This window comes from Gordonia alkaliphila, from assembly GCF_039542465.1.
In the GTDB taxonomy this organism is placed as follows: Bacteria; Actinomycetota; Actinomycetes; order Mycobacteriales; family Mycobacteriaceae; genus Gordonia; species Gordonia alkaliphila.
In genome coordinates this window covers 1-25,464 of sequence record NZ_BAABIE010000012.1, presented here as the reverse complement: position 1 = coordinate 25,464, position 25,464 = coordinate 1, and the positions used below count along the sequence as shown (strand labels likewise).

Here is a 25,464-nt window from a genome sequence, read left to right as displayed (position 1 = left end):
GTAGACACCGTGGAGGACGGCTCCGCACCATGAAGTGATGGGCGGGGAAGTGATGGGCGGGGAAGCGATGGGCGGGGAAGCGATGGGCGGGGCGTCGAGAGCCGGAGAGGTGCTGGCGGCGGCACTGGACCTGGCGGCCCCCGCGGAGTGCGGCGGCTGCGGTCGGCCGGGCACGCCCTGGTGTCGGCGGTGCGCGAGCGCCGTCGTCGACGACCCGATCGCCCTCACCCCGCGGGTGGAGCTCGACGTCGCGGCGTGGGCCGCCGGTCGCTACCGCGGTCCGCTCGCGCGCGCCGTCGTCGAGCTCAAGGAACACCGTCGTCGTGATCTGATCCCGGTGCTGGGACAGGTGCTGTCACACGGACTGCTGCGGCTGGCCGAGTGGGAGCAGCTGCCGACCGCGCGGCGCCTGGCGCTGATCCCCGCTCCGACCCGCGCGGTGGCGGCCCGCCGTCGCGGCGGCGACCCGGTCACCGCCATCGCCCGGTCGGCGGCCGATCGTCTCGGCCCGCACGTCGCGGTGGTGCCGCTGCTGTCCACCGCGCCGTGGACCCGGGATTCGGCGGGGCTGTCCGCGGGTCGACGGATGGCGAACCTGCACGGCGCGGTCGCCGTGTCCCGGACTCGTCCGGCCGGCCTGCGACCGCCGCATCGCGACGTCGCCGTCGTGCTGATCGACGACGTCCTCACCACCGGAGCGACCGCCGCGGCGGCCGTCGCCGCACTGCGCGGGGCGGGGATCACGGTGGCCTCGGCGGTGGTGGTGGCGAGTGCCTGATGCGTCGTGCGACACGTTCGCTTCCCACTCCCGTGGAAATGTGGAGAAGCCGAGGCAGAACGGATAACGTCGACAGTGACAGCGAGGCGTTGCACTGCTGGATCTCTGGCAGTTTCGCTGCACCCAGATGGCGCGCAAAACCCTTGCGCGACTAGCGAATTGCACCTGCCCGGGATGGCGAATCCCGGGCAGCGCGATCGGAGGAGGATGTCGATGTCGGTTGTTCATCGCAAAGGACAGCGCGAGCCCAAGGGCCCTGCCCCCACCGCAGCCGAAGTGGACCAGGCGTTCGAGCGGCCGGCCTTCGTGCCGACCGTCGCCGAACCCGCCGAGCCGGATGCCGAGGTGGTGATCAGCGGGCGCAACGTGGTGGTCCCCGGACACTTTCGGGTGTACGTCGGCGACAAGCTCGCCCGGCTGGAGAAGTTCGATCCTTCGTTGACCCGCTTCGAGGTGGTGCTCTACCACGAGCCGAACCGTCGCCAGCAGAAGCAAGCGCAGGTGGTGGAGGTCACGGCCCGCGGTGACGGGCCCGTGGTCCGTGCCCAGGCCAGCGGTGAGAACTTCTACGCGGCCACCGAGCAGGTGATCGACAAGCTGCAGAAGCGGCTGCGTCGTGCCCGCAACCGCAACCGGATCCGCAAGACCGGCCCCGGTCGGCCGATGAGCCTGTCCGAGGCGGTGGCGCCCGGCGCGCTGGTCGACGACCCGAACCCGGAGACCCTCGAGGAAGCCGAGGACCGCTGGGACGACGGCACGGCCTACGAGCCCGGTCAGGTGGTCCGAATCAAGGATCACGACGCCGCGCCGATGACCGTCGACGACGCCCTGTACGAGATGGAGCTCGTGGGTCACGACTTCTTCCTGTTCCACGACAAGGAGTCGGACAAGCCGTCGGTGGTCTACCGCCGCCACGCCTTCGACTACGGCTTGATCCGCCTGAATTGACACTGTGAACCGGGCTGGCCTGAACGCCACGCCGGTCCGGACCGCTACCATGGAATCCGGTCTGCACGACGAGTGCAGACCGGATTCTTGACGTTCACGACCGATGGGGACTGTGACACCGTGCTGAACAAGCTGCTGCGCCTGGGTGAGGGCCGCCTGGTCAAAAGGCTCGACGCCATCGCCGACCAGGTCGAGGGCCTCTCCGGCGAGATGGAAGCCTTGAGCGACGATGAACTGCGCGCGAAGACCGAGGCCTTCCAGGAGCGCTTGGAGAAGGGCGAGACCCTCGACCACCTGCTGGTGGAGGCGTTCGCCGTCGCCCGCGAGGCGTCCTGGCGCGTACTGGACCAGAAGCACTTCCACGTCCAGATCATGGGCGGCGCCGCCCTGCACTTCGGCAACATCGCCGAGATGAAGACCGGTGAGGGCAAGACCCTGACCTGTGTGCTGCCCGCGTACCTGAACGCGCTCGGCGGCAAGGGCGTGCACGTGGTCACCGTGAACGACTACCTCGCCAAGCGCGACGCCGAGCAGATGGGCCGCGTCCACCGCTTCCTCGGCCTGCAGACCGCGGTGATCCTGACCGGCATGACGCCCGATCAGCGTCGCGTGGCCTACGGCGCCGACATCACCTACGGCACCAACAACGAGTTCGGCTTCGACTACCTGCGCGACAACATGGCGCACAGCCTCGACGAACTGGTGCAGCGCGGCCACAACTACGCCGTCGTCGACGAAGTGGACTCGATCCTCGTCGACGAGGCGCGGACCCCGCTGATCATCTCCGGCCCGGCCGATTCGTCGAGCAAGTGGTACAGCGAGTTCGCGCGCATCGCCCCGCTGCTGGAGAAGGACGTCCACTACGAGGTGGACATCAAGAAGAAGACGATCGGCGTGCACGAGAGCGGTGTCACCTTCGTCGAAGACCGCCTCGGCATCGACAACCTCTACGAGCCCGCCAACTCGCAGCTCGTCGGCTACCTGAACAATGCGATCAAGGTGAAGGAACTGTTCCACCGGGACAAGGACTACATCGTGCGCAACGGCGAGGTGCTGATCGTCGACGAGTTCACCGGCCGCGTGCTCGACGGCCGCCGGTTCAACGAGGGCCTGCACCAGGCCATCGAGGCCAAAGAGAACGTCGAGATCAAGGCCGAGAACCAGACGCTCGCGCAGATCACCCTGCAGAACTACTTCCGCCTGTACGACAAGCTGTCGGGCATGACCGGTACGGCCGAGACCGAGGCCGCCGAGTTCCAGCAGATCTACAAGCTCGGCGTGGTGCCCATCCCCACCAACAAGCCGATGATCCGCGCGGACCAGTCGGACCTGATCTACAAGACCGAAGAGGCCAAGTTCGCGGCCGTCGTCGACGACATCGCCGAGCGGCACGAGAAGGGCCAGCCGGCGCTGATCGGCACCACCAGCGTGGAGCGTTCGGAGTACCTGTCGCGTCTGCTCAGCGAGCGCGAGATCAAGCACACCGTGCTGAACGCCAAGTACCACGCGCAGGAAGCGCAGATCATCGCCGAAGCCGGCCGCACCGGTGCGGTCACGGTGGCCACCAACATGGCCGGTCGCGGTACCGACGTGGTGCTCGGCGGCAACCCGGAGATCATCGCCGACAGCCGCCTGCGCAAGGCCGGGCTCGATCCGGTGAACACCCCCGACGAGTACGAGGCCGCGTGGGACGAGGCCATCGAGGTGGCGCGCGCCGCCGCCGCCGACGAAGCCGTTGCGGTGGTCGAGGCCGGCGGTCTGTACGTGCTCGGCACCGAGCGGCACGAGTCGCGTCGTATCGACAACCAGCTGCGCGGTCGTTCCGGCCGTCAGGGTGACCCGGGCGAGTCCCGGTTCTACCTGTCGCTGGGCGACGAGCTGATGCGTCGCTTCAACGCTGCGGCGCTGGACACCATCATGACCCGCTTCAACCTGCCCGACGACGTGCCGATCGAGGCCAAGATGGTCACCCGTGCCATCCGCAGCGCGCAGACGCAGGTCGAAGAGCAGAACTTCGAGATCCGCAAGAACGTCCTCAAGTACGACGAAGTGATGAACGAGCAGCGCAAGGTGATCTACGCCGAGCGCCGCGACATCCTCGAGGGCGACGATCACCGCGAGCAGGTCCGCCAGATGGTCGTCGACGTGGTCGGCGCCTACGTGGACGGTGCGACCGTCGAGGGCTACGCCGAGGACTGGGACATCGACGAGCTGTGGTCGGCGCTGGGCAACCTGTACCCGATCTCCCTGGACGCTGCGGAGGTCTTCAAGGTCAACGAGTACGGCGAGCGCGACGACCTCGATCGCGAGGCGCTGCGCGAGATCGTGGTCGAGGACGCCCTGGCCGCCTACGACCGACGCGAGGCCGAACTGGCCGCGATCGGCGGCGACGATGCCATGCGCCAGCTCGAACGCTCGATCCTGCTGATGGTGCTCGACCGCAAGTGGCGCGATCACCTGTACGAGATGGACTACCTCCGCGAGGGCATCCACCTGCGGTCGATGGCCCAGCGCGACCCGGTGGTGGAGTATCAGCGCGAAGGCTACGACATGTTCATGGGCATGCTCGAAGGCATGAAGGAGGAGACGGTCACCCTCCTGTTCAACGCGCAGGTGCAGGCCCAGGCGCCCGGCCCGGCGCTCGGCAGCTCGGTCAGCGACATGCTGGCCGGCGCCGATCTGGGCGGCGCCGCGGCGGCCGCGGACGACGAGTCGCAGATCACCTACAGCGGTCCGGCCGAGGACGGGTCCACCGAGGTCCGTTCGGCGGTGGAGGAGCTGTTCTCCGGCACCCCGTCGGAGGTGCTCGACCCCGACGCCGGTTCGGCCGAGGCGGTCACCGGCTCGCGCAAGGAGCGCCGCGCCGCGGAGCGACGCAACCGTCGCCGCAAGTAGCACTGTCGCAAGTAGGCACCCCGCTGCGGGAGAAGCAACTGATTTCCCACTGATCCGGCGCGTCGTGGAACCGAAATGGTTCCACGCGCGTCGGATGTGTATGAGGGGGACACTGCTCGAGACTCAACCACCGCCGACCCTGCTGCACGGGGCGGCTTCGCCACCGTCGAACGGGGCGGCTCAGCCACCGTCGAACGGGGCGGCTCAGCCACCGCAGGAGGGTGCGGTGCCGCCGCCGGAGGCGCCATCGCCGGATCTGCAAGCGGTCACGGCGGCGCGCGCCGCCGCGGTGGCCGTGCTGGCGCGCACGTTGGAGGTGCTCGACGGCCGGCGCCCGCGGGGACAGTTGGCCGGCGCGGTGGCCGAACCGGTGCTCGCGCAGATCACCGTCCTCCTGCAGCATGGCATCGCCGGGGAGAGTGTCGACTGCGCCCGACTGCACCGTCTGCACGTGCAGCTGCGCTCGAGCGTGGCGGCCGAGTTCTTCGGCACCTCGGTGCGCGGCGAACGGGTGCGGGCGCTGGCCGGTCGCCTGGAGTGCCGCGAGGTGCGGGTGTCGTCGCCGGGAACCGCCCGTCGCACCTGCGCACGCTGGGTGGTCACCGAGTTCGCGATCGTCTGAACGGCGCCCCGCCGGGCCGCCTCGGTGGAGAACGTCGCCCCGGTACGCGTGCGGACCGGGGCGTTCTATCATCGACTCATCATGGTGAATCGACTGTCGCCGGACGAAGCGATGTTCTATTTCCTGGACGGGGACGGTTCGACGACCCATCTGGGCGCCCTGCTGATCCTGGACCCGGCGCGCACCGCCGACGGTCGGCCGCCGCTGACCTATGCGCGCCTGGTCGCCCTCGCCGAGAACCGCCTGCAGTCGGTCCCGCACTACCGGCAGAAGGTCACCGAGGTACCCCTCGGGCTGGCCCGGCCGCTGTGGGTGGACGATCCCGATTTCGACATCACCTTTCACGTGCGACTGTCGGCGCTGCCGCAGCCGGGCAGTGACGAGCAATTGCAGGAGCTGATCGCGCGCGTCCTGTCCCGCCCGCTCGATCGCACCCGCCCGCTGTGGGAGATGTACCTGATCGAAGGCCTCGCCGACGGTCGGCTGGCGATCCTGACCAAGACCCATCGCGCCCTGCTCGGGGACGGGACCGCGCCGGAGATGAGCGAAGTCGTCGCCGATCCGACGGCCGACGCGGAGCCGCTACCGGACGAGCTGTGGATGCCGGGCCGGCCGCCGGGCGGGCACAGCGTCGCGCTGGGTGCGTTGGCCGAAGCGTTCGCCCGTCCCGGCGAACTCCTGGAGTCCTTCTTCCAGAGCAGCGGGCCGGTCGCCGACCTCCTCACGCTCGCGGACCGCTCGGCCCGCCTCGTGGGCAGCACCGTGCAGCAGCTGGTCAACACCGCGCCGGACAGCGCGCTGAACACCGATACGAGCGCCGCCCGGCTGTTCACCTGCACCAGCGTTCCGCGCGCGGACTGCGTGCGGATCGCCGAGCACTTCGAATGCAGCTTCAACGACGTCGTCCTCGGCATCATCACCGGGGTGATGCGGCGGTGGACGCTGTCGGTGCAGGAGTCGATCGGGCACGGCGAGACCATCCGCGCGGTGCTTCCGCTGGGGGCACGCGAACCGATCAGCGACGACCGTCGCGACGGCGGCTGGATGGGCGAGGGCGGCGCGGAGTTCGTCACCGACCTGCCGGTGGGGGAGGACGCCCCGGCGGTGCGCCTGCTGCAGGTGGCCGGGCTCGCCGACCGCTACTCGCAGTCCCAGCGCCGGATGACCGCGGGACTGCGCCCGATGTTGCCAGAACTGGGCGTGGTGCCGTTCGCGGACCTGTCGACCCGGGTGTTCAACAGGCTGTTCGAGCGCTCCTACAACGTTCCGATCCGGATGAGCGACCACCGGATCGAGCCGCTGTACGTCGGCGGTGTCCCGGTGGCGGAACTGTTCAGCATTCCCGCGCTCTTCGGGCAGCGGGCCCTGGCGATCAGCGTGAACGAGTACGACGAGCACGTCGAGTTCGGCTTCGTCGCCGACCGGAACGTGGTCGGTGATCTGCCGGCGATGGTCGAGTACGTGACCGAATCGCTGGACGAACTGGCGGTCGGCGGTTTCGGACCGCGTCCCTTCGATCCCGAGGTGAACTCATGAGGGTGTATCTGCCCGCCACACTGGCCGATGTGCAGCGACTGCTCGACGACGGGCAGTGGATGCCGTTGGGCGGCACCGGCTTCGCGTTGACCCCCGCTCTGCGGGAGGCGTACTCGGCCGGCGACGACGAGGAACTCGCCGAGGTCGCGCAGCGGGAAGCGGCCCGCGCCAGCATCCGCCTGCTCGCCGCCACCGAGTCCGAGCTGCCGGTACGCCGCGTGGTGGTGGTGGCCGAGCGGACCGACGCCGTCCCGCGTCCGGACCTGGATACCGCGGTGGTCCGGATCAGCGGCCCGGTGACCGAGAAGCAGGTGGTGGCGGTGCACGTCGACGGCGCCGACGCGGAGCCGTCGGTGCGCGCGGCGGTGGAGTGTATCGACGCCGCCGACTTGGGCGACGAGGACGCGGAACTGACGCTCGGCGACGCCGAGGACCACGACCTCGCCTGGTTCGCCACCCAGGAACTGCCCTTCCTGCTGGAACTCCTCTGACGCGTGCGCCAACTCTCGGCTTGCGCTGGGACATTACGGTTCCGTAAGTTACGGTTCCGTAGGTAGGCTGGTCTGGAAAGGGAGTCGCAATGGGTTCATGGCGGGAACGGTTCGAGGCGCCGGCGTTGGCGGCGTCGTCCAACAGCAGGCGATCGCAGTGGCTGCGGGCCACGTTCGCACGGGTCACCACCCCGCTGCTGCCCGACGACTATCTCCACCTGGCCAATCCGCTCTGGTCGGCGCGCGAACTGCGCGGCAAGATCGTGTCGGTGACCGCCGAGACCACCGACTCGGCGACCATCGTGATCCGTCCGGGGTGGGGCTTCTCGTTCGACTACCACGCCGGCCAGTACGTCGGCATCGGTATCCCGGTCGACGGCCGGTGGACCTGGCGCTCGTACTCGCTCACCAGTGATCCGGACACGTCCCGCGGCGACAAGACCATCGCGATCACCGTCAAGGCGCTGCCCGAGGGCTTCCTGTCCTCCCATCTGGTGAACGGCCTGGCGCCCGGCACCGTGGTGCGGTTGGCCGCGCCCGCCGGCGAGTTCGTCCTGCCCGAGCCGCTGCCGGAGAAACTGCTGCTGGTCACCGCGGGCAGCGGTGTGACGCCGATCGTGTCCATGCTGCGCACCATGCGTCGTCGCGGGCATCGCGGCGACGTGGTGCTGGTGCATTCGGCGCCCGCCGAGGCCGACGTCCTGTTCGGCGACGAGCTCGCGGCGATGGCGGAGGAGGGGCTGATCACTCTGAAGTCCTGGTACACGCGCACCGACGGCCGGCTCGACAGTCAGGCGCTGACCAAGCTGTGCCCGGACTGGGCGCAGCGGCAGACGTGGGCGTGCGGGCCGGGCGGTTTCCTGGACATGCTGACCGACGCCTACGAGGGGGCCGGCGTGGCCGACGCGCTGCATATCGAGCGGTTCGCGCTCGAGCGCGGCGCGCACGACGCCCAGGGCGGCACGGTGACCTTCGGTACCCGCGACAAGCAGATCGAGGTCGACGGCGCCACCACGCTCCTCGAGGCGGGCGAGCAGGCCGGGGTGCCCATGCCGTACGGCTGTCGGATGGGTATCTGCCAGACGTGCGTCGTGATGCTCGACAAGGGCGCCGTCCGCGACCTGCGAACCGGGGTCGAACACGTCGAGGGCGAGCGCATTCAGACGTGTGTGAGCGCAGCCGCGGGCGACTGCACGCTGGATGTTTAGCCCAGAGGCTGGACAACCTACGATCCCGTAACCTACGCTGGCGTAAGTTACGGAAACGTAGGAAGGAGCGCCTGTGGCAATCAAGGACATTCCGGAGTACGCGCATTTGAGCGAGGACGACGTGGCAGCCATTGCCCGGGAACTCGATCAGATCCGCACCGACATCGAGGCCGATCGTGGTGAGCGTGATGCCCGGTACCTGCGGAACACCGTGCGCCTCCAGCGCGGCCTGGAACTCGGCGGTCGAGCACTGATCTTCGGTTCCGGCAAGCGCAGCATGTGGTGGGCCGGTGCCGGCGCCCTCGGCGTCGCCAAGATCATCGAGAACATGGAGCTCGGGCACAACGTGATGCACGGGCAGTGGGACTGGATGAACGATCCCGAGGTGCATTCGACGTCGTGGGAGTGGGACAACGCCGGTCCCAGCGCCCACTGGAAGCACCAGCACAACTTCGTCCATCACAAGTACACCAATGTGCTCGGGATGGACGACGACGTGGGCTACGGCCTGCTCCGGGTGACCCGCGATCAGCGGTGGCGCCCGTTCTACCTCGGCAACATCGCGTGGAATACGCTGCTGGCGCTGGGTTTCGAGTACGGCGTCGCCGCGCAGCACCTCGAGTTGGCCAAGAAGCGCACCACCGAGGAAGAGAAGCTCGAGCTCAAGAAGAACCTGAACGTCGTCGGGCGCAAGATCGGTAAGCAGGCCGCCAAGGACTACGTCGTGTACCCGGCGCTCGTCGGTGCGGCCACCCGCAGCCGCCGCGGCTTCCGCAAGGCATTGACCGCGAACCTCCTGGCCAATGTGATCCGCAATGTCTGGACCAATGCGGTGATCTTCTGCGGGCACTTCCCCGACGGAGCGGAGAAGTTCACCAGGCGGGACATGGCCGTGGAGAACCAGGGTGAGTGGTACCTGCGTCAGATGCTCGGCAGCGCCAACTTCCGCTCCGGGCCCACGCTCGCCTTCATGAGTGGAAATCTCTCGTATCAGATTGAGCACCACATCTTCCCGGACCTGCCGAGCAATCGCCTGGCGGAGATCTCCGTGCGAGTGCAAGCGATTTGCGCCGAGTACGACCTGCCGTACACCACCGGCTCGTTCCCGGTTCAGTACGCCAAGACCTGGCGCACCATCGCCAAGCTGTCGCTGCCGAACAAGTACCTCAAGGCCACCAGCGACGATGCGCCGGAGACGGCCTCGGAGCTGCGCTTCAAGTCTGATCCGGAGCAGCGTTTGGTCGCGCAGGTCGATCCGCGGACCGGACGTCGGCGGGGACTGAAGTCGGCGATGGTGCGGTTGCGCGAGCGCCGCCGCGGGGGGCCCAGTGCGGTCGATTCTCAGCGCGGTCTTGCGGCATAGCGGGCGTCCGTGGCCAAGAAATCTGACACACAGGCATAATGGTTTGTAATGGCCATCTCAGACATCAATGAATACGCGCACCTGAGTGATGCGGACGTCGAAGCCCTCGGCGTCGAACTCGATGCGCTGCGTCGTCGTATCGAATCCGAACTCGGTGAGAGCGACGTGAAGTACCTGCGGCGCACCATCATGGCCCAGCGTGCCCTGGAGGTGGCCGGACGGCTCGCGCTGTTCGGCAGCCACCGCAAGTCGTTCTGGGCGGCGGGCACCGTCGCGTTGTCGCTGGCCAAGATCATCGAGAACATGGAACTCGGGCACAACGTGATGCACGGGCAGTGGGACTGGATGAACGACCCCGAGGTGCACTCCACCTCGTGGGAGTGGGACATGGTGTGCGCGGCCCCGCACTGGAAGCACTCGCACAACTACATCCATCACAAGTACACCAACGTGATCGATATGGACCACGACGTCGGCTACCGCACCCTGCGGGTGACCCGCGACGAGCAGTGGGAGCCGAAGAACCTGGCGCAGCCGCTGGTCAACATGCTGCTGGCGCTGACCTTCGAGTGGGGTATCGCGCTGCACGACCTGGAACTGAAGGAAACGCTGCGCGGTGAGAAGCCGCGCGAGGAGACGATTCCGGAGTTCAAGCGTTTCGGCCGCAAGGCCGCTCGGCAGCTCGGCAAAGACTACGTGCTCCTCCCCGCGCTGACCGGCCGGAACTTCAAGCACACCCTCACCGCGAACCTGACCGCGAACGTGGTCCGGAATCTGTGGGCATACGTGGTGATCTTCTGCGGGCACTTCCCGGACGGCGCGGAGAAGTTCACCGCCGACACGCTGAAGGAAGAGACGCGGGGCCAGTGGTACCTGCGTCAGATGCTGGGCACCGCGAACTTCGACGCGGGTCCGGTGATGGCCTTCATGAGCGGCAACCTCTGCTACCAGATCGAGCACCACCTGTATCCGGACCTGCCGAGCAACCGCCTCGCCGAGGTCTCGGTGGCCGTGCGCGAACTGTGCGACAAGTACGACCTGCCGTACAACACCGACACCATCACCATGCAGTACCTGCGGACGCTGCGGACCATCAACAAGTTGGCGCTGCCGGACCGGTTCCTGCGGGACTCCGTCGACGACGCCCCGGAGACCGCTTCGGAACGCCGGTTCGACGACCTGCCCGCGCAACCGGGCGGGCTGCGTACCGCGCTGCGTGCGCTCAAGGCCCGACGCGGCAACGGTTCGCTGCGGCATCGCCCGCTGATCTGACGCGGCGTCAGGCGTCGGGGCTCTCCGGTCCGGGATCGGCCGGGCCCACGTCGCGCACCGCGGCCAGCAGTTCCCGCACCGCCATCGCGCGTCGGTGGGAACTGTCGGTGAGCTGATCGAGTCGGCATTCGGGATCGGCCGGCGGCCCCAGGTGGGTGCAGCCGCGCGGGCAGTCCTCGATGGCCTCGCGCAGATCGCCGAAGGCGTCGATGATTTCGGCGGGCGTCACATGCGCCAGGCCGAACGAGCGGATACCCGGCGTGTCGACCACCCAGCCGGGCGTCGGCAGCGGCAGCGCCACCGACTGCGTCGAGGTGTGGCGGCCCTTTCCCACGCCGGAGACGCGGCCCACGGCGCGCTCGGCATCCGGTACCAGGCGATTGACCAGCGTCGATTTGCCGACGCCGGAATGGCCGATGAGGGCGGTGAGACGGCCGTCGAGCACACCCTGGAGTTCGGTGAGGTCGTCGTCGCGTCCGGCGACGATCACCGGCAGATCCAGGTCGGCGAAGTGGGCCGCGAACTCGGCCGGTCCGGCGAGATCGGATTTGGTCAGGCACAGAATCGGCGACAGCCCGCCCGCGTAGGCCGCGGCCAGGGCGCGTTCGACGAAGCCCGTGCGCGGCGGGGGATCGGCCAGAGCGGTGACGATCAGCAGTTGATCGGCGTTGGCCACCACGATCCGCTCGTACGGGTCGGTGTCGTCGGCGGTGCGCCGCAGGACGGTGCTGCGCTCGTCCACCCGCACGATGCGGGCGAGGGTGTCCGTTCGCCCGCTCAGGTCACCGACCACACCCACCTGATCGCCCACCACCACGGGGGTGCGGCCGAGTTCGCGGGCCCGCATCGCGACGAGCCGCCGGTCGGGGTCGCCGTCGATCACGCAGCCCCATCGGCCGCGGTCCACCGACACCACCATCGCCGTGGCGGCGTCGGCGTGGGCCGGACGCTTCTTGGTGCGCGGACGGGTGCCTTTTCCCGGACGGATCCGGACGTCGGACTCGTCGTAGGAACGGGCGGACCGGCTCATCGCGTTCCGGCGCCGACCAGCGCCGCCCACTGGGCGGGGAAGTCGGGCATGGTTTTCGCGGTGGTCTCGACGTTCTCGATCAGCATTCCCGGCACCACCAGGGCGAGGGCGCAGCCGGCCGTGGCCATCCGGTGGTCGGCGTAGCTGAGCCAGGTGTCCGGCCGCAGGTTCTCCGGTGCGGTACCGACGATCACCAGGCCGTCGGGAGTTTCGGTGGCGTGGCCGCCGAGGCGGTTGATCTCGGTGGACAGCGCCGCGAGCCGATCGGTCTCGTGGCCGCGCAGGTGCGCGATGCCGCGCAGCGTGGAGGTCCCCTCGGCCACCGCGCACAGGGCGGCGATGGTGGGGGTCAGCTCGCCCACCGCGTGCAGGTCCAGGTCCACCGCGGTCAGGCGCTGCGGACCGGTCACGGTGAGGAGCCCGTCGTCCGATCGCGTGGCGACCGCACCCATGCGTTCCAGGATGGGCACGATCTGCGCGCCGGGCTGGGTGGTCTGGGCGGGCCAGCGGGGTGTCGACACCGAGCCGCCGGTGATCGCCGCCGCCGCGAGGAACGCGGCCGCGTTCGACAGATCCGGTTCGATCTCCCAGTCCACCGCGCGGATGGGTCCGGGCGCCACCGACCAGCGGGTCACCGTCCCGTCGGGACCGGCCTCGGTGACCACTGCGACTCCCGCGGCGGCCATCATCTCGACGGTCATCTCCACGTGCGGCATGGACGGCACCGGCGGGCCCTCGTGGACGATCTGCGCGCCGTGGGTGAACCGGGCCGCCGACAGCAGCAGTCCGGAGACGAACTGGGAGGAGGCGGAGGCGTCGATGGTCACCGGGCCGCCGGGCAGGGTGCCGTCGGCGTGGACGGTGAAGGGCAGTCGGTCGCCGTCGATGTCGGCGCCGAGGGTGCGCAGGGCGTCGAGCACGGTGCCCAGCGGGCGGTGACGGGCCTGCTCGTCGCCGTCGAACTCGATGTCGCCGGTGCTCAGCGCCGCGACCGCGGGTAGGAAACGCATCACGGTGCCGGCCAGGCCGCAGTCCACGGTCCGGGTGCCCGCGGGCGTATCGGCGGCAGGCGGGATCGGGGTCACGGTCACATCGGTCGGATCGTCGTCGGCAAAGGCGAGTCCCGCCCCGAGGGCGGCCAACCCGTCGAGCATCAGATCGGTGTCGCGGCTGCGAAGGGTTCCGGTCAGGCGCGACGGCCCGTCGGCCAGCGCGGCCAGGATGAGCGCCCGGTTGGTGATGGACTTGGAGCCGGGCAGTTCGACGGTGGCGGAAATCGGGAGGTCAGCGGTCGGTGCGGCCCAAGCAGTCATGGGTCCCAGTCTGTCATGATCGGTCTCGCCGACGGCCCGGCGCGTCTGCCCGGGCGGTCAGCGGAGGTCGCGCCGGAGGGGGTGATCGTCGGGAATCTGCACCAGGATCAGGCCGCGCCCGTCCGGGTCGTGGATGGTCATCTCGATCAGCCCCCACGGTTTGGTCTCCGGTTCCGCGATGATCTCGACGCCCGCGGCCACGAGTTCGGCGCGGGCGGCGGCGAGGTCGCGCACTTGCAGCCACAGCAGGTCCGCGGGGGTGGGGACGTCGCCGGCCAGGTGGCCGGGAATCTCGATCAGGCCGGCGCCGGCGTGGAAGACGGTCCCGCCGGGATACTCGCGGGCCACGGGCAGCGACAGGACGTCGCGATAGAAGTCGGTGAGGGCCGCTGGGGCGGTCGAGCGCAGCAGCACCCGGCTGGTCACGATCTCCATGTTCTCCACGGTAGTCAGGTTCTCCACGGTGGTCCGGGAACGGCCGTCCGCGGACTACCGTCGATGCCATGACCGAGCGTGGATGTCGTGGCTGAGCACAGCGCGGGCATTCTGCTGTATCGAGGCGGCGGCGACCGCCTGCGAGTGCTGCTGGTGCACCCGGGCGGACCGTACTGGGCGAAGAAGGACGAGGGCGCGTGGTCGCTCCCGAAGGGCATCATCGAGCCCGGCGAGGATCCGTTCGGCGCGGCGTGCCGGGAGTTCGCCGAGGAGACCGGACAGCCGCCGCCGACGGGGACGCCCATCGATCTGGGCCGGGTGCGATTGCGCAGCGGCAAGTATGTGGACGGGTTCGCGGTGGAAGGCGATTTCGACCCGAAGACCCTGCGCAGCAACACCTTCACGATGATCTGGCCGCCCCGCTCGGGGATCGCCGCCACCTTCCTCGAGGTCGACCGGGCGGACTGGTTCGACGTCGAGATCGCCATCCGCAAGGCCAATCCGGCGCAGGCGGAGCTGATCACGCGGCTGCGCGAGATCCTCGACCCCGACCGGTAGGGGGGGGCCACCCCGACCTTCGAGGTGCCCCCCTACCGCGGACCTGACGGTGACGGTCGGGTCAGAAGCTGAAGAACCACGGATTCGTGGAGCACACCAGCTTCGGGTAGCGCTGCGGATCCAGGGTGTGCAGGGCGATCGACAGTGCCCGGGGCGAGTACGACAGGGAGATGTGGTCGGAGGTGTCCGCCTCGCAGCCGTCCTGCAGCGTGATGTTCTGGACGTTCGAGTAGCCGCGGAGGAACGTCAGATCATAGGGAGTGGTCACCTCGTCGTAGCGGGATCCGACGATCGTGTACCGGACGTCCGGGTAGACCCGGTGGTGCCTGCTGTCGCGGTATGGAGCCTCGTTGTTGACGTACTTGACCGTCGGAGAGTCGACGGTCTGGTCGATGCCCGCGGAACCGACCAACAGGGTCACCGGGGCGAGCACGTCTAGGCCGACGTTGTTGATCGCGCGACCGAGCCAGCCGATGCCGAGCAGGGTGGTGCCGTTGTTGGTGGCGCCGTAGGTGATCAGGTTATCGACCTTGCGATGGCCGTTGAACCGCTTCATCCAGTAGCGCGCGAGGAGCCCGCCCTGCGAGTGCCCGATCAGGTCGACCTTCTCGGCGCCGGTCTTCGCCAGCACCTTGGTGATGTAGGGATCGATTTGTTCGGCGGAGCGACTCACCTCGGCCACCCCGTTGGTTCCGGGGAGGACGGTGCCCAGGCCGCCGACGTCGAGCAGATCGGTGCGGCCGTAATTCGGCGCGAAGACGCAGTAGCCGGCCTTCTTCAACGCGGGGGCGAAGGCCGCCCAGTTGTCGTAGGCGTTCTCCCAGGTGCCGTGCAACAGCACCACCGGGTTGTGTCCGGGCTTGGGCTTGCAGTTCCAGTCGTTGGCGCCCGGCGGTGCCGCCAGGGGATGGACCTGGCTGTAGGCGAACGCGGGCCAGAAGCCGCCCTGCCGCGGCCCCTCGCCTGTCGTCGACGGCACGGGCGGCAGCTTCCGGGTGGGACCGGTCCAGTCGACCTGGTGGGTGCCGGCGTTGACGGCACGACGCCCGACCGGCGAGCCCGCGTTGATGTAGTCGGTCAGTTGCTGCACCGCGGCGGCATCCGAGGTCGGATCGGCGGGCGGTGCGGCGTGCGCCGGAGCCAGCTGGGCGGCGGTGCCGCACATCGCGATCGCGGCGACGATCGCGACGATTCTGCCCCTTCGGGTGATGGACGTCATGCTCGGGTTCTCCTTTGCTCCCACGCCATAACTGGCCGGTAACTTACGGGTGAGTACGTCACCGTAGTAGTGAGATTCGGCTCACGTCAACCAACGTGGGAGTACGAGTGTTCACTTAATTGGACAATTGGGTGTGTCATATTTCCGCAGGTAATTCCGATATGCGGATGGGATGCGACCGTTTTGGTGGACGGGTATTCCGATTGTGGTGAGGGTGTGGGCGGGGGCGGCGGGCCCGTGACCGGCGAAGACCGTTATCGCCGGATCGAGCGGTATCAATCACGCCGCTGGGTAGGATCAGGCCGCGAACGGCCGCCGGGGGGGCGGCCCGGGGGAACGTCGGGGAGGACGAGAGATGGCTCGCAGCGGGGAGATCGGAGTTCCGGCGGCGACCGCCATCGGTGTCGGCGGCATGATGGGTGCCGGGCTGTACACCCTGGTCGGGCTGGCGGCCGGGACGGCCGGTGTGTGGATCTGGGTGTCGTTCCTGGTCGGCGGCGTGGTCTCGCTGTTCAGCGTCTACTCGTACGCCAAACTCGGTGCGCGGTTCCCCAGTCGCGGCGGCGCCGCCGAGTTCCTGATCCGCTGATTCGGCGACGGCATCGTCTCCGGCGGGTTGAACGTCTTCCAGTTCCTCGGCTGGATCATCGCGATGGCGCTGTACGCGAGCGGTTTCGCCGGTTATATGCAGCACCTGACCGGACTCGGAGGCAACGAGTGGGCGGGGAAGGCGATCGGCGTCGGGCTGGTGCTGTTCCTGATGGGTGTCAACTTCATCGGCGCCAAGATCGTCGGTCGCACCGAGCTGCTGGTGATCGGCGTCGAACTGGTCATCATCGTCGGCTTCGTGGCCTTCGCCGCGGTGAAGGCCCAGCCGGCCGACTTCAGCGATCAGGTGGGCGGCGACGGGGTGCTCGGCATCCTGGTGGCGGCGGGCATGCTTTACGTCACCTACGAGGGTTTCGGGGTGGTCACCAACTCCGCGGGCAACATGGCCGATCCCAAGAGGCAGCTGCCGCGCGCCATGTACTCGGCGCTGGCCATCGTGATCGCGGTGTACGTGGCCGTGGCGGTAGTCGTGGTGATGGTGATGAGCCTGCAGCAGATCGACGCCGACGCCGGACACGTGCTGTCCGAGGCGGGCCGCGCGGTCCTGGGCCAGACCGGCTTCCTCATCATCAGCGCCGCGGCCCTGCTCGCCACGGCCTCGGGCGTCAACTCGACCCTGTACGGCAACGCCAACCTGGCCTACACCGTCGCCAAGTCGGGGGAGATGCCGGCGGACTTCGCGCGCGGGGTGTGGCGCTCGGGTACCTGGGGGCTGGTGGCCGCCGGGATTCTGACCTGCCTGTTCGTGCTGTTCTTCCCGCTCTCGGCGGTGGGGCAGATGGCCAGCCTGGCGTTCCTCATCGTCTACGGCTCGGTGAGCCTGGGGCACCTGCGGGTGCGCCGCCAGACCGGCGCCAAGGCGTACCTGCTGATCGCGTCGGTGGTGCTCAATGCCGCGCTGTTCGCGCTCCTGCTCTACTACTCGATCACCTCCGGGGAGGCGAGCACCTGGATCGCGCTGCTCGCGGTCCTGGTCTTGAGCTTCGTCTTCGAATACCTCTACCGCCGGATCACCGGCCGGAAGCTGCGGATCAGCGCGGAGTCGCTCGCGGCCGAGGGCGCGGTGACGTCGGGGCGGCCCGCACCCGCCGCCGCTCCGGCTCCCGCGGCCGCCGACGACTGAGCGGTCAGCGCCCGGCGAGGAACTCGCCGAGCCGGGACAGGCCCTCGTTGAGATCGTCCTCGCTCGTCGCATAGGAGAGCCGTACGTACCGCTCGGCGCCGATCTCGCCGAAGTCCTTGCCGGGGGTGAGCGCGACCCGCGCCCGATCCAGCGCCTGATCGCAGAACTCCGACGCCGACAAGCCCGTGCCCGAGACGTCGACGTAGACGTAGAACGCACCGTCCGGGGTCACCGGCACCGGCAGGCCGATCTCCGCCAGCCCGTCGAGCACCAGCTGTCGGCGGCCCCGCAGAATCGCGCGCCGCTCCTCGGCGAGCGCGATCGTCTCCGGTGTGAAGCAGGCCAGCGCGGCGACCTGGGCGGGCGTCGGCGGACAGATAAAGAAATTCTGGGCGAGCTTCTCGGCGACCGGGACCATTTCCTCGGGCACCACCATCCAGCCCAGTCGCCAACCGGTCATGCCGAAGTACTTGGAGAAGCTGTTCACCACGATCGCACCCGGATCCGCGGCGGCGATACTGCGCGGCGCGGTGCCGTCCGGGGCGTCGTCGGCCAGCCCCAGGTAGATCTCGTCGACGATCCGCCAGCCGCCGCGGTCGGCCACCGCGCCGGTCAGCGCCAGCAGGTCGTCGTAGGGCAGGGACGTCCCGGTGGGATTGGCGGGGGAGGCGGTGATCACCCCGCGGGTCCGGTCGGTCCACGAGGCCTCCACGGCGGCGGCGTCGAGCTGGAAGCGGGTCGCCGGGCCGGTGGGCACCAGCCGCACGTTCGCGCCGAAGCTCTCCGCGAAGCGGCGATTGCACGGGTACGAAGGATCGGCGACGAGGACCTCGTCGCCGGGGTCGATCAGGGCCGCGCAGGACAGCAGCAGCGCGGCCGAGGCTCCGGTGGTCACCACGACGCGCTCGGGAGCGATCGGGGCGCTCAGCCGGTCGCGACTGAACTCGGCGATCGCCGCACGCAATTCTCCGGTGCCGGTGGCCCCGGTGTACGGCATGGGGCGGCCGTCGGCGATCCGGCGGATCTCGGACAGGAACGCCGGGGGTGCGCCGAAGTCCGGCTCACCGATGTTCAGCTTCACCACGTGCGCGCCGCGGGCCTCGATCTCGGCGGCGCGTCGACCGTATTCCATGGCGTAGAACGGGGTGACGGCATCGGCGCGGCGGGAGAACTTCATGACCTTAGATCTTAGGTCGGCGCGGCGAGGGTCCGTCAGTCGGGAATCCAGTTGAACTGGTCCGGGTCGGGGCCGCCGCGAGCGTTCGCGTCCAGTGCCGCGATCCGGGTCATCTGCGCCTCGGTCAGCACGAAGTCGAAGAGGGCGAAGTTCTCCGCCATCCGGGTCGGGGAGACGGTCTTCGGGAACACCACGTCGCCGCGCTGGATGTGCCAGCGCAGCACCACCTGGGCCACGGTTCGGCCGACCTCGTCGGCGATCGCCGTCAGCACCGGATCGCCCAGCACCTTGCCCTGCGCGATCGGGGACCAGGCCTCGGTGACGATGCCGTGCTCGTGGCCGAAGGCGCGCAGCGCTTCCTGCTGGAAATACGGGTGCACCTCGATCTGGTTCACCGCCGGGACCGTCGCGGTCTCGGTCAGGATCCGCCGCAGGTGCGGGATCTGAAAGTTGGAGACGCCGATGGTGCGGGTCAGGCCTTCCGCGGCGAACCCCTCCATCAGGCGCCATGTGTCGACGAAGTCGCCGACCGCGGGCATCGGCCAGTGAATGAGGTACAGGTCCATCGGGCCGCCGAGGGCCTCCACCGAGCGCGCGGTCGCGGCCTTGGCGGCGTCGGCCTCGTGGGAGTTGTTGTTGAGTTTGCTGGTCACGAAGATCTCGTCGCGTGCGATCCCGGACTCGGCGATGGCCTCGCCGACGCCGCGTTCGTTGCCGTACATCTGGGCGGTGTCGATGTGGCGGTATCCCGCCTCCAGGGCAGCGAGGACCGCGGCCTTGGTCTCGGCGGGCGGAATCTGGAAGACGCCCAGGCCGAGTTGGTCGATGGCGACGCCGTTGTTCAGGACGAGGTGGGGAACCGAGCTCATGCTCTGTTCAAGCGGCGCGACCCGACGAGGTATTCCCGGGCGCGTGTTGGCGTGCCGGTGGTTCCGGGGGAACCCCGATCTTCACCCCTAGATCCCGGCTCCGGCCGTGACACCGGCGCCGATTACGGGCACGGTGGAGCCATGAGTACTTCGACATCCACCGGCACCTCGTTCTGGAAGATCCTCGCGATCGTCATCGGCGTGCTGATTCTGATCTCCATCGGCTGGTCGCTGGTCAAGGCCTTCATGTGGCTGGTGGTGGTGGCGCTGGTGATCGTGGGCGCCTTCACCGTGTTCAAGGCGTTCGCGAAAAGCTAGCGCCGGATCAGCTGTGGCTCCGGTCGCGGCCTCGGCCGGTCACGGGCGCACGACGAACTTGCCGCGCGGGTGGCGGCCGGCGACGGCCGCGAGCGCTCGCCCGGTGTCGGCGAGGTCGTAGACACCCGCGATCTCCACGACGATCCGGCCGGCAGCGGCGTCCTCGAGCAGGCCGGGGACGGCGTCGCGACGATGCCGCTTGGACTGCGGGCCGCTGCCGTCGATGACGGTGATGCCGTCGCCGGTGCGCCCCCACGCCGCGATGCTGACCACGCGGTCGGCCGGCACCAGACCCAGCGAGACGTCGATCGCCGCATCGGTGCCCGCGGTGTCGGCCACGGCCGTGACCGGTGCCGGCGCGACGGCGCCGATCGCAGTGGCCAGGTCGCCGTCGTAGGCGACCGGGAGGGCGCCGAGGCCGCGCAGATAGTCGTGGTTGGCCGCGGACGCGGTCGCGATGACCGTCGCGCCGAGAGCGACCGCCCGCGCGACGACGATGGAACCGACCGCCCCGGCGCCGCCGTGCACCAGCAGCACGTCGTCGGCGGTCAGCCCGAGGGTCGCCGCGATATCGGCGGCGGTGACCCCGGCCAGCAGCAGGGCCGCCGCACGCTCCCAGCCGAGCGCGGACGGTTTGCGGTGCACGTTGGCCGCCGGTGCGGTGACGAACTCGGCGAAGGCGGCGCGAGCCGGATACACCACCACCTCGTCGCCGATCGCGAAACCGGAGTCCGCGCCCGCGGCGTGCACCACTCCGGCCGCTTCGCCGCCCAGATCCAGGGGCAGCTTCGCGGGGTCGGTGCCCATCTGTCCGCGGACCAGCTTCGCGTCGAAGGGATTCACCCCGGCGGCCCGCACGCGCACCACCACCTCGTCGGGGCCGGGCTCGGCCACGTCGGCGGGAACGAGCCGCACCGACTCGGTGGGCTCGCCGTACCGGGTCGCGACGATCTTCTGCGCCATGCCGTCCTTCTGTGCCATGCCGTCGAGAGTAAACACGATCGACCGCGTGGGGTGGGGCCCGGCGCCCCGCGGGCCGATAGCGTTGCGGGGGAGTTCATCGAGAGAGGACGGCCATGCTGCCACTGAGTGTTCCGGGTTGGGTGCCGATCAACGCCGAGCAGCAGCGCTGATCGGGCGCGCACGGTGCCTCGTCGTCTGCTCGCCGACCTCGCCGATGTGGTCGGCGCGGGTCATGTCCTGACCGATCCGGCGATCGTCGCCGGCTACCTCACCGATTGGACGGGACGGTGGAGCGGCGCCGCGCTGGCCGTCGTGCGCCCCGCGGACACCGCCGAGACCGCGGAGGTGGTGCGCCGGTGCGCGGCGGCTGGTGTGGCGATCTGCCCGCAGGGCGGCAACACCGGTCTGGTGGGCGGCGGCGTGCCACCGGCCGACGGCGCGACGGCGATCGTGCTCTCGAGCACCCGGCTGACCCGCCTCGACGGCGTCGATGCGTCGGCCCGCGCCGTCGGGGTCGGCGCGGGTGTGACGTTGGCGCAGGTGCAGCGCACCGCGGCCGCAGCGGGCCTGGCGTTCGGTGTGGACCTGGCCTCCCGTGATTCGGCGACGGTCGGCGGCATGATCGCGACCAACGCCGGTGGCATTCACTTCGTCCGCTACGGCGGCATGCGGGCCCAACTGCTCGGCATCGAGGCGGTGCTCGCCTCCGGCGAGGTCCTGCGGCGTTGGCGTCCGCTGCGCAAGGACAACGTCGGCTACGACCTGCCCGGACTGCTGGCCGGCAGCGAGGGCACGCTGGCGGTGATCACCGGGGCCCTGCTGTCGCTGGTGCCGCCGAGCCGGAGCGGTGCGGTGGCCGTGGTCGGTGCGGACAGCGTGGCGCACGCATCGGCGTTGATCGACGCGGTGGAGCGGGCCGGGATGACCATGCAGGCGGCCGAGTTGATGACCGCGGCGGGCCTGGACCTCGTGCATCGCCACGGGCTGCGTCGGGCCCTGCCCGCGGGCACTCGCTTCGCCGTGCTGATCGAGGTCGCCGGTGCCGATGTCGGCGAGTTGGCGGCGGTGCTCGACCGGGCCGCGGCGGCCGCGGCCGTGCTCGACGACACTCCGGCGGCGGAGTTGTGGGCGCTGCGCGAACGGCACACCGAGTCCATCGCGCGCGACTCGAGCACCCCGGTGGTCAAGCTCGATCTCACGGTCCCCGCCGCCGCGATGGATGCGTTCGTGGCGACCGTGCAAGAACTGGCCGCCGCCGCGGGGGCCCGCCCCATCCTGTTCGGGCATCTCGCGGACGGGAATCTGCACGTCAACCTGCTCGACGTCGAGCCGGGGCGCGCCGAGGAGCTGACCGATCGCGTCCTGCGCGCCGTCGCCGCACTCGGCGGCAGTATCAGCGCCGAGCACGGGGTGGGGCGGGCCAAGGCGCCCTGGCTGTCGCTCGGGCGTAGCCCGGTGGACGTGGCGACCATGCGGGCGGTCAAGCGCGCGCTGGATCCGGACGGGTTGCTCAATCCGGGGGTGCTCGGCCTCTGAGATCCGGGCACCGGCCCTGTGTTCGGCGCGTGACCTGAGTTACTGTGAGTGTCTGTCACAGTAACTTTTAGGTGGGCTATTGATGGGTACAGAGAACCTCGACCACGACGCGGTCATCGTCGGCGCGGGCTTCGGCGGTATGGGTGCCGGGATCGAGTTGCGACGCCAAGGCCTGGAGAATCTGGCCATCCTGGAGCGCGAGGACGATCTCGGCGGTACCTGGCACGTCAACCACTATCCGGGGCTGGCCGTCGACATCGCGTCGGTGACCTACTCGTACTCGTTCGAGCCCAACCCGCACTGGTCGCGGCTGTTCGCGCCCGGGGCCGAACTCAAGAAGTACGCCGAGCATGTCGCCGACAAGTACGACCTGCGCCGGTTCATGGAGTTCGGGGTGGTCGTCGAACGGGCGGAATGGAACGACGACGGACAATTCTGGACCGTGTACACCGCCGACGGCCGCAGTCGCACCGCTCGCTATCTGGTCACCGCGACCGGCTTCCTGTCCCAGCCGCACACGCCGGACTTCCCGGGCATGGAGACCTTCGCCGGCAAGATCATCCACACCACCGCCTGGGAAGACGGCTACGACTTCGCCGGTCAGCGTGCCGCGGTCATCGGCACCGGTGCCACCGCGGTGCAGCTGATCCCGGAGATCGCGCGGAAGGCCAAGGCGCTCACCGTGTTTCAGCGCACGCCGATCTGGGTGGTGCCCAAGGTGGATTTCCCGATCCCCGCCCCGGTGCAGGCCGTGTTCGCCAAGGTGCCGCTCACGCAGAAGGCCGCGCGGCTGGTCAACACGAGCATGCTCGAGGCCTTGATGGTGCTGGGCGTGTTGCACTACAAGCAGGCCAAGCCGGGCAACCGGCTGGCGGTGCTGCTGGCCAAGGCACACCTGCGCGCCCAGGTGCGCGACGCCGACACCCGTCGCAGACTGACCCCAACGTACGACTTCGGATGCAAGCGCCCCACCTTCTCCAATACCTACTTCCGGGTGTTCAACCAGCCGAACGTAAGCCTGCAGACCTCGTCGATCGAGCGTGTGGAGCCGGACGGCATCGTCTGCGCGGACGGCACCAAGGTCATGGTGGACACGCTCGTGCTGGCGACCGGATTCAATCTGTGGGACACCAACTTCCCGGCCTTCGAGATCATCGGACGGGACGGCCGGAACCTGGGTCAATGGTGGCGAGAGGGACGTTTCCAGGCCTACGAGGGCATCACTGTCCCCAAGATGCCGAACTTCCTGAGCCTGAACAGCCCGTACTCCTACAGCGGGCTGAGCTACTTCACCACCATCGAGGGGCAGATGAAGCACATCGCACGGCTCTTCGGCGAGCTCCGTCGCCGCGGCGTCGACACCTTCGAGGTGACCGAGGAGGCCAACACCCGCTTCCTCGACCGCTCCACCGCGGCGCTGGACTCGTCGGTGTTCTACGCGGGCGACTGCACCGGGTCGCGCAGCTACTACTTCAACCAGCACGGCGAAGCGACGCTGCTGCGGCCCAGCTCCACCCTCGCCACCCTCCGCGAGATGGAGAGCTTCCCGCTCGAGGACTACACCTTCGCCTGACCCGGGCGCGTCCGGGCCCTAGTGCTGCTCGGGGTCCTTCGGTTCGACGATCACCGAGTCGATCACGGCCGGGTTCTGCGGCGTCGGCGGTGTCGCAGGCTGCGGGACGTCGTACGGGGCCATGGACACCTCCTGGGGTCGGTGCTGGCTCCGATACAGCGCCTCGGCCTCGGACAGCCGGACGATCGTGACCTTGTCCGCCAGCTTCGGGTCGAGCCCGTTGTTGCGCAACAGATGTCGGCGGTAGATGTTCATCAGCGCCAGCTGGAAGTACAGCAGCGGAATCGCCAGGAGCAGGATCATGCCCGCGCGGACCATCCAGCTGCCGGGCACGAAGCACAGCCCGATCGCGATCGGCAGGAACGGGATGAAGCCGCGCAGCAGGTAGCGCACGACGTGCCCGCGGCCGGTGATGTCCTTGCGCACCCAGTCGGACATCTCCGGGGGCAGCCGTCGGCCCAGCAGGTAGCCGATACGTTGCAGCGGTCCGGGCCGGGTGGCGCTCATGAGACGGGCTCCAAGAGTTCGGGGCCGTTGTTGGCGACCCGGTTGACCAGCGGGGACACCTCGCGGATCGTGATGGCCTCGACCAGCGACGCGGCGGGCGGCGCCAGCAGATCCGGATCCACCGGATGGTCCGGATCGAGCCAGGCCTGCCAGTACTCCAGCGGCATGATCAGCGGCATCCGGTCGTGCACCTGCGTCAGGTGCCCGACGGCGTCGGTGGTGAGGATGGTGGCGCTGGAGATCCAGGCGTCGTCGTCGCCGGCCTCCCGGGCCTCCGGCGACCGCCACGCGCCCCACAGTCCGCCCATGAACAGCCGGGAGCCGTCGGCGGGGGACATGTAGAACGGGATCTTCTGCGGCTTGCCGTTGGCACCGACCGGTCCTCTGCGCCACTCGTACCAGCCGTCCATCGGGAACAGGCAGCGCTTGTTCTTGGCGGCGGCGCGGAAGGCGGGCTTGGTCTGGACGGTCTCGGCGCGGGCGTTGAACAGTAGCGGCCCCTTGCCGAACTCCTTGGTCCACGGCGGCACCAGGCCCCACCGCATGGCGCGCACCCGCCGCTCGATCGGCTGGTCGGCGTCGTTGCCGTCGTGCCGGTCGACGACAGTCAGCACGGTGGTCGTCGGCGCCACGTTGTAGTTGGCGGTGCTGGCGACGTCCTCGGGAACCTCGTTGCGCGCGTCGATCTCGGCGGCCAGGCGTGCCGGGTCCGTCGTCACCGCATAGCGTCCACACATGACCCCCATTGTCCCACGTCGTCGGCCGGTCGCCGCGCCCGCTGGGAGCGGTCGCTGTCACAGAGCGGTCCACCGTGGTCATAGTGACCACGGTGCGCCCGGATATGCCGGCGAAGCTGCTCGCGAGGGGGCCTTTGGAACAAGACCGGGGGTCGGGGTGTTGGCATATCCAGAGGAACCGACCCAGAAGTGAAGGGGACGTCGTGACTGCGGCAACCGTCGACAGGCCTACAGCGCAGCGGAGTCTGCGCGGCTCGCTAGCCTCGGGCTTTCATCGCTGAATTCGCCTGGCCTGCCGTTTTCATGAAGAAAGGTGCTCTGAGCTGCAATAATTGTTGTTGCGAAACGACAATCACAAGCAGGGCAAGGAGCACCTTTCTGGTG

The 25,464-nt window shown here is 69.1% G+C and carries 24 protein-coding genes; 15 read left to right on the top strand and 9 right to left on the bottom strand.

From position 1 onward, the window contains the following. The first annotated feature begins 67 nt into the window (after window positions 1-67). The 9 genes from ABD989_RS12995 to ABD989_RS12955 all read left to right on the top strand — a co-directional run bounded on the left by ABD989_RS12995 (window position 68) and on the right by ABD989_RS12955 (window position 11,113). Window positions 68-778, top strand: a complete 711-nt coding sequence (locus tag ABD989_RS12995) for a ComF family protein (RefSeq protein WP_425556536.1) — start codon at window positions 68-70, stop codon at window positions 776-778. Window positions 779-991: 213 nt separating this feature from the next. Beyond that, the gene (gene hpf / locus ABD989_RS12990; RefSeq protein ID WP_345313809.1) at window positions 992-1,726 is read left to right on the top strand and encodes a ribosome hibernation-promoting factor, HPF/YfiA family; all 735 of its coding nucleotides are present in this window, start codon (window positions 992-994) and stop codon (window positions 1,724-1,726) included. A 120-nt stretch (window positions 1,727-1,846) separates the two neighbouring features. Continuing rightward, window positions 1,847-4,621: a preprotein translocase subunit SecA gene (gene secA / locus ABD989_RS12985; protein WP_345313808.1), complete on the top strand. Its 2,775-nt coding sequence runs from the start codon at window positions 1,847-1,849 to the stop codon at window positions 4,619-4,621. Window positions 4,622-4,847: 226 nt separating this feature from the next. Further along, window positions 4,848-5,243 (top strand): Rv3235 family protein, encoded by a 396-nt coding sequence (locus ABD989_RS12980; RefSeq protein WP_246991777.1) that lies wholly within the window; start codon window positions 4,848-4,850, stop codon window positions 5,241-5,243. 81 nt (window positions 5,244-5,324) lie between these two features. Further along, window positions 5,325-6,779, top strand: coding sequence for a wax ester/triacylglycerol synthase domain-containing protein (locus ABD989_RS12975; RefSeq protein WP_246991775.1), 1,455 nt, complete (start codon window positions 5,325-5,327; stop codon window positions 6,777-6,779). Continuing rightward, window positions 6,776-7,270 carry a DUF6912 family protein gene (locus ABD989_RS12970; RefSeq protein ID WP_345313807.1) on the top strand — a complete coding sequence of 165 codons (495 nt, stop codon included), beginning with the start codon at window positions 6,776-6,778 and terminating at the stop codon, window positions 7,268-7,270. The genes ABD989_RS12975 and ABD989_RS12970 overlap by 4 nt, the downstream gene beginning before the upstream one ends. Before the next feature lie 89 nt (window positions 7,271-7,359). Beyond that, on the top strand, window positions 7,360-8,478 hold the full coding sequence (locus ABD989_RS12965) for a ferredoxin reductase (RefSeq protein ID WP_345313806.1): 1,119 nt from the start codon (window positions 7,360-7,362) through the stop codon (window positions 8,476-8,478). A gap of 73 nt (window positions 8,479-8,551) precedes the next feature. After that, on the top strand, window positions 8,552-9,841 hold the full coding sequence (locus tag ABD989_RS12960; RefSeq protein WP_345313805.1) for a fatty acid desaturase family protein: 1,290 nt from the start codon (window positions 8,552-8,554) through the stop codon (window positions 9,839-9,841). Window positions 9,842-9,889: 48 nt separating this feature from the next. Then, window positions 9,890-11,113 carry a fatty acid desaturase family protein gene (locus ABD989_RS12955; RefSeq protein ID WP_345313804.1) on the top strand — a complete coding sequence of 408 codons (1,224 nt, stop codon included), beginning with the start codon at window positions 9,890-9,892 and terminating at the stop codon, window positions 11,111-11,113. A 7-nt stretch (window positions 11,114-11,120) separates the two neighbouring features. Here the strand turns inward: ABD989_RS12955 and rsgA are convergent, their stop codons facing one another. The 3 genes from rsgA to ABD989_RS12940 are packed head-to-tail and all read right to left on the bottom strand — an operon-like array spanning window position 11,121 to window position 13,891. Further along, complete coding sequence (gene rsgA, locus ABD989_RS12950) at window positions 11,121-12,143, bottom strand: ribosome small subunit-dependent GTPase A (protein WP_345313803.1); 1,023 nt, start codon at window positions 12,141-12,143, stop codon at window positions 11,121-11,123. Next, entirely contained in the window at window positions 12,140-13,456 is a 1,317-nt protein-coding gene (gene aroA, locus ABD989_RS12945; protein WP_345313802.1) for a 3-phosphoshikimate 1-carboxyvinyltransferase, read from the bottom strand. The genes rsgA and aroA overlap by 4 nt, the downstream gene beginning before the upstream one ends. A 57-nt stretch (window positions 13,457-13,513) precedes the next feature. Continuing rightward, window positions 13,514-13,891 carry a VOC family protein gene (locus tag ABD989_RS12940; RefSeq protein ID WP_345313801.1) on the bottom strand — a complete coding sequence of 126 codons (378 nt, stop codon included), beginning with the start codon at window positions 13,889-13,891 and terminating at the stop codon, window positions 13,514-13,516. A gap of 87 nt (window positions 13,892-13,978) precedes the next feature. On the opposite strand from ABD989_RS12940, the gene ABD989_RS12935 reads away from it, so the two are divergent. Beyond that, window positions 13,979-14,449 (top strand): NUDIX hydrolase, encoded by a 471-nt coding sequence (locus tag ABD989_RS12935; RefSeq protein WP_345313800.1) that lies wholly within the window; start codon window positions 13,979-13,981, stop codon window positions 14,447-14,449. Window positions 14,450-14,510: 61 nt separating this feature from the next. Here the strand turns inward: ABD989_RS12935 and ABD989_RS12930 are convergent, their stop codons facing one another. Next, window positions 14,511-15,668, bottom strand: a complete 1,158-nt coding sequence (locus ABD989_RS12930) for an esterase/lipase family protein (RefSeq protein WP_345313799.1) — start codon at window positions 15,666-15,668, stop codon at window positions 14,511-14,513. 355 nt (window positions 15,669-16,023) lie between these two features. Here ABD989_RS12930 and ABD989_RS12925 point away from each other — a divergent pair, with 355 nt between their 5' ends. Beyond that, window positions 16,024-16,257 carry a hypothetical protein gene (locus ABD989_RS12925; protein WP_345313798.1) on the top strand — a complete coding sequence of 78 codons (234 nt, stop codon included), beginning with the start codon at window positions 16,024-16,026 and terminating at the stop codon, window positions 16,255-16,257. 27 nt (window positions 16,258-16,284) lie between these two features. Continuing rightward, window positions 16,285-17,400, top strand: a complete 1,116-nt coding sequence (locus ABD989_RS12920) for an APC family permease (RefSeq protein WP_345313797.1) — start codon at window positions 16,285-16,287, stop codon at window positions 17,398-17,400. A 4-nt stretch (window positions 17,401-17,404) separates the two neighbouring features. Here the strand turns inward: ABD989_RS12920 and ABD989_RS12915 are convergent, their stop codons facing one another. Together ABD989_RS12915 and ABD989_RS12910 are read right to left on the bottom strand one after the other, a co-directional pair. Next, window positions 17,405-18,577: an aminotransferase class I/II-fold pyridoxal phosphate-dependent enzyme gene (locus tag ABD989_RS12915; RefSeq protein WP_345313796.1), complete on the bottom strand. Its 1,173-nt coding sequence runs from the start codon at window positions 18,575-18,577 to the stop codon at window positions 17,405-17,407. Between the two features lie 35 nt (window positions 18,578-18,612). Continuing rightward, on the bottom strand, window positions 18,613-19,446 hold the full coding sequence (locus tag ABD989_RS12910; RefSeq protein WP_345313795.1) for an aldo/keto reductase: 834 nt from the start codon (window positions 19,444-19,446) through the stop codon (window positions 18,613-18,615). 141 nt (window positions 19,447-19,587) lie between these two features. Between ABD989_RS12910 and ABD989_RS12905 the strand changes: the two genes are divergently transcribed. Further along, a complete protein-coding gene (locus ABD989_RS12905; RefSeq protein WP_345313794.1) occupies window positions 19,588-19,764 on the top strand; it encodes a hypothetical protein in 177 nt (58 codons plus the stop codon). A gap of 39 nt (window positions 19,765-19,803) precedes the next feature. On the opposite strand, the gene ABD989_RS12900 is transcribed toward ABD989_RS12905, so the two are convergent. Beyond that, entirely contained in the window at window positions 19,804-20,745 is a 942-nt protein-coding gene (locus tag ABD989_RS12900; protein ID WP_345313793.1) for an alcohol dehydrogenase catalytic domain-containing protein, read from the bottom strand. 165 nt (window positions 20,746-20,910) lie between these two features. Here ABD989_RS12900 and ABD989_RS12895 point away from each other — a divergent pair, with 165 nt between their 5' ends. Then, window positions 20,911-22,263, top strand: a complete 1,353-nt coding sequence (locus ABD989_RS12895) for an FAD-binding oxidoreductase (RefSeq protein WP_345313792.1) — start codon at window positions 20,911-20,913, stop codon at window positions 22,261-22,263. 82 nt (window positions 22,264-22,345) lie between these two features. Continuing rightward, window positions 22,346-23,836, top strand: coding sequence for a flavin-containing monooxygenase (locus ABD989_RS12890; protein ID WP_345313791.1), 1,491 nt, complete (start codon window positions 22,346-22,348; stop codon window positions 23,834-23,836). A gap of 18 nt (window positions 23,837-23,854) precedes the next feature. Here the strand turns inward: ABD989_RS12890 and ABD989_RS12885 are convergent, their stop codons facing one another. Together ABD989_RS12885 and ABD989_RS12880 are read right to left on the bottom strand one after the other, a co-directional pair. Then, window positions 23,855-24,343, bottom strand: a complete 489-nt coding sequence (locus ABD989_RS12885) for a DUF5313 family protein (protein ID WP_345313790.1) — start codon at window positions 24,341-24,343, stop codon at window positions 23,855-23,857. Next, entirely contained in the window at window positions 24,340-25,080 is a 741-nt protein-coding gene (locus ABD989_RS12880; RefSeq protein ID WP_345313789.1) for an SOS response-associated peptidase, read from the bottom strand. Before ABD989_RS12880 ends, ABD989_RS12885 begins: the two co-directional genes overlap by 4 nt. Window positions 25,081-25,464: the final 384 nt, after the last annotated feature.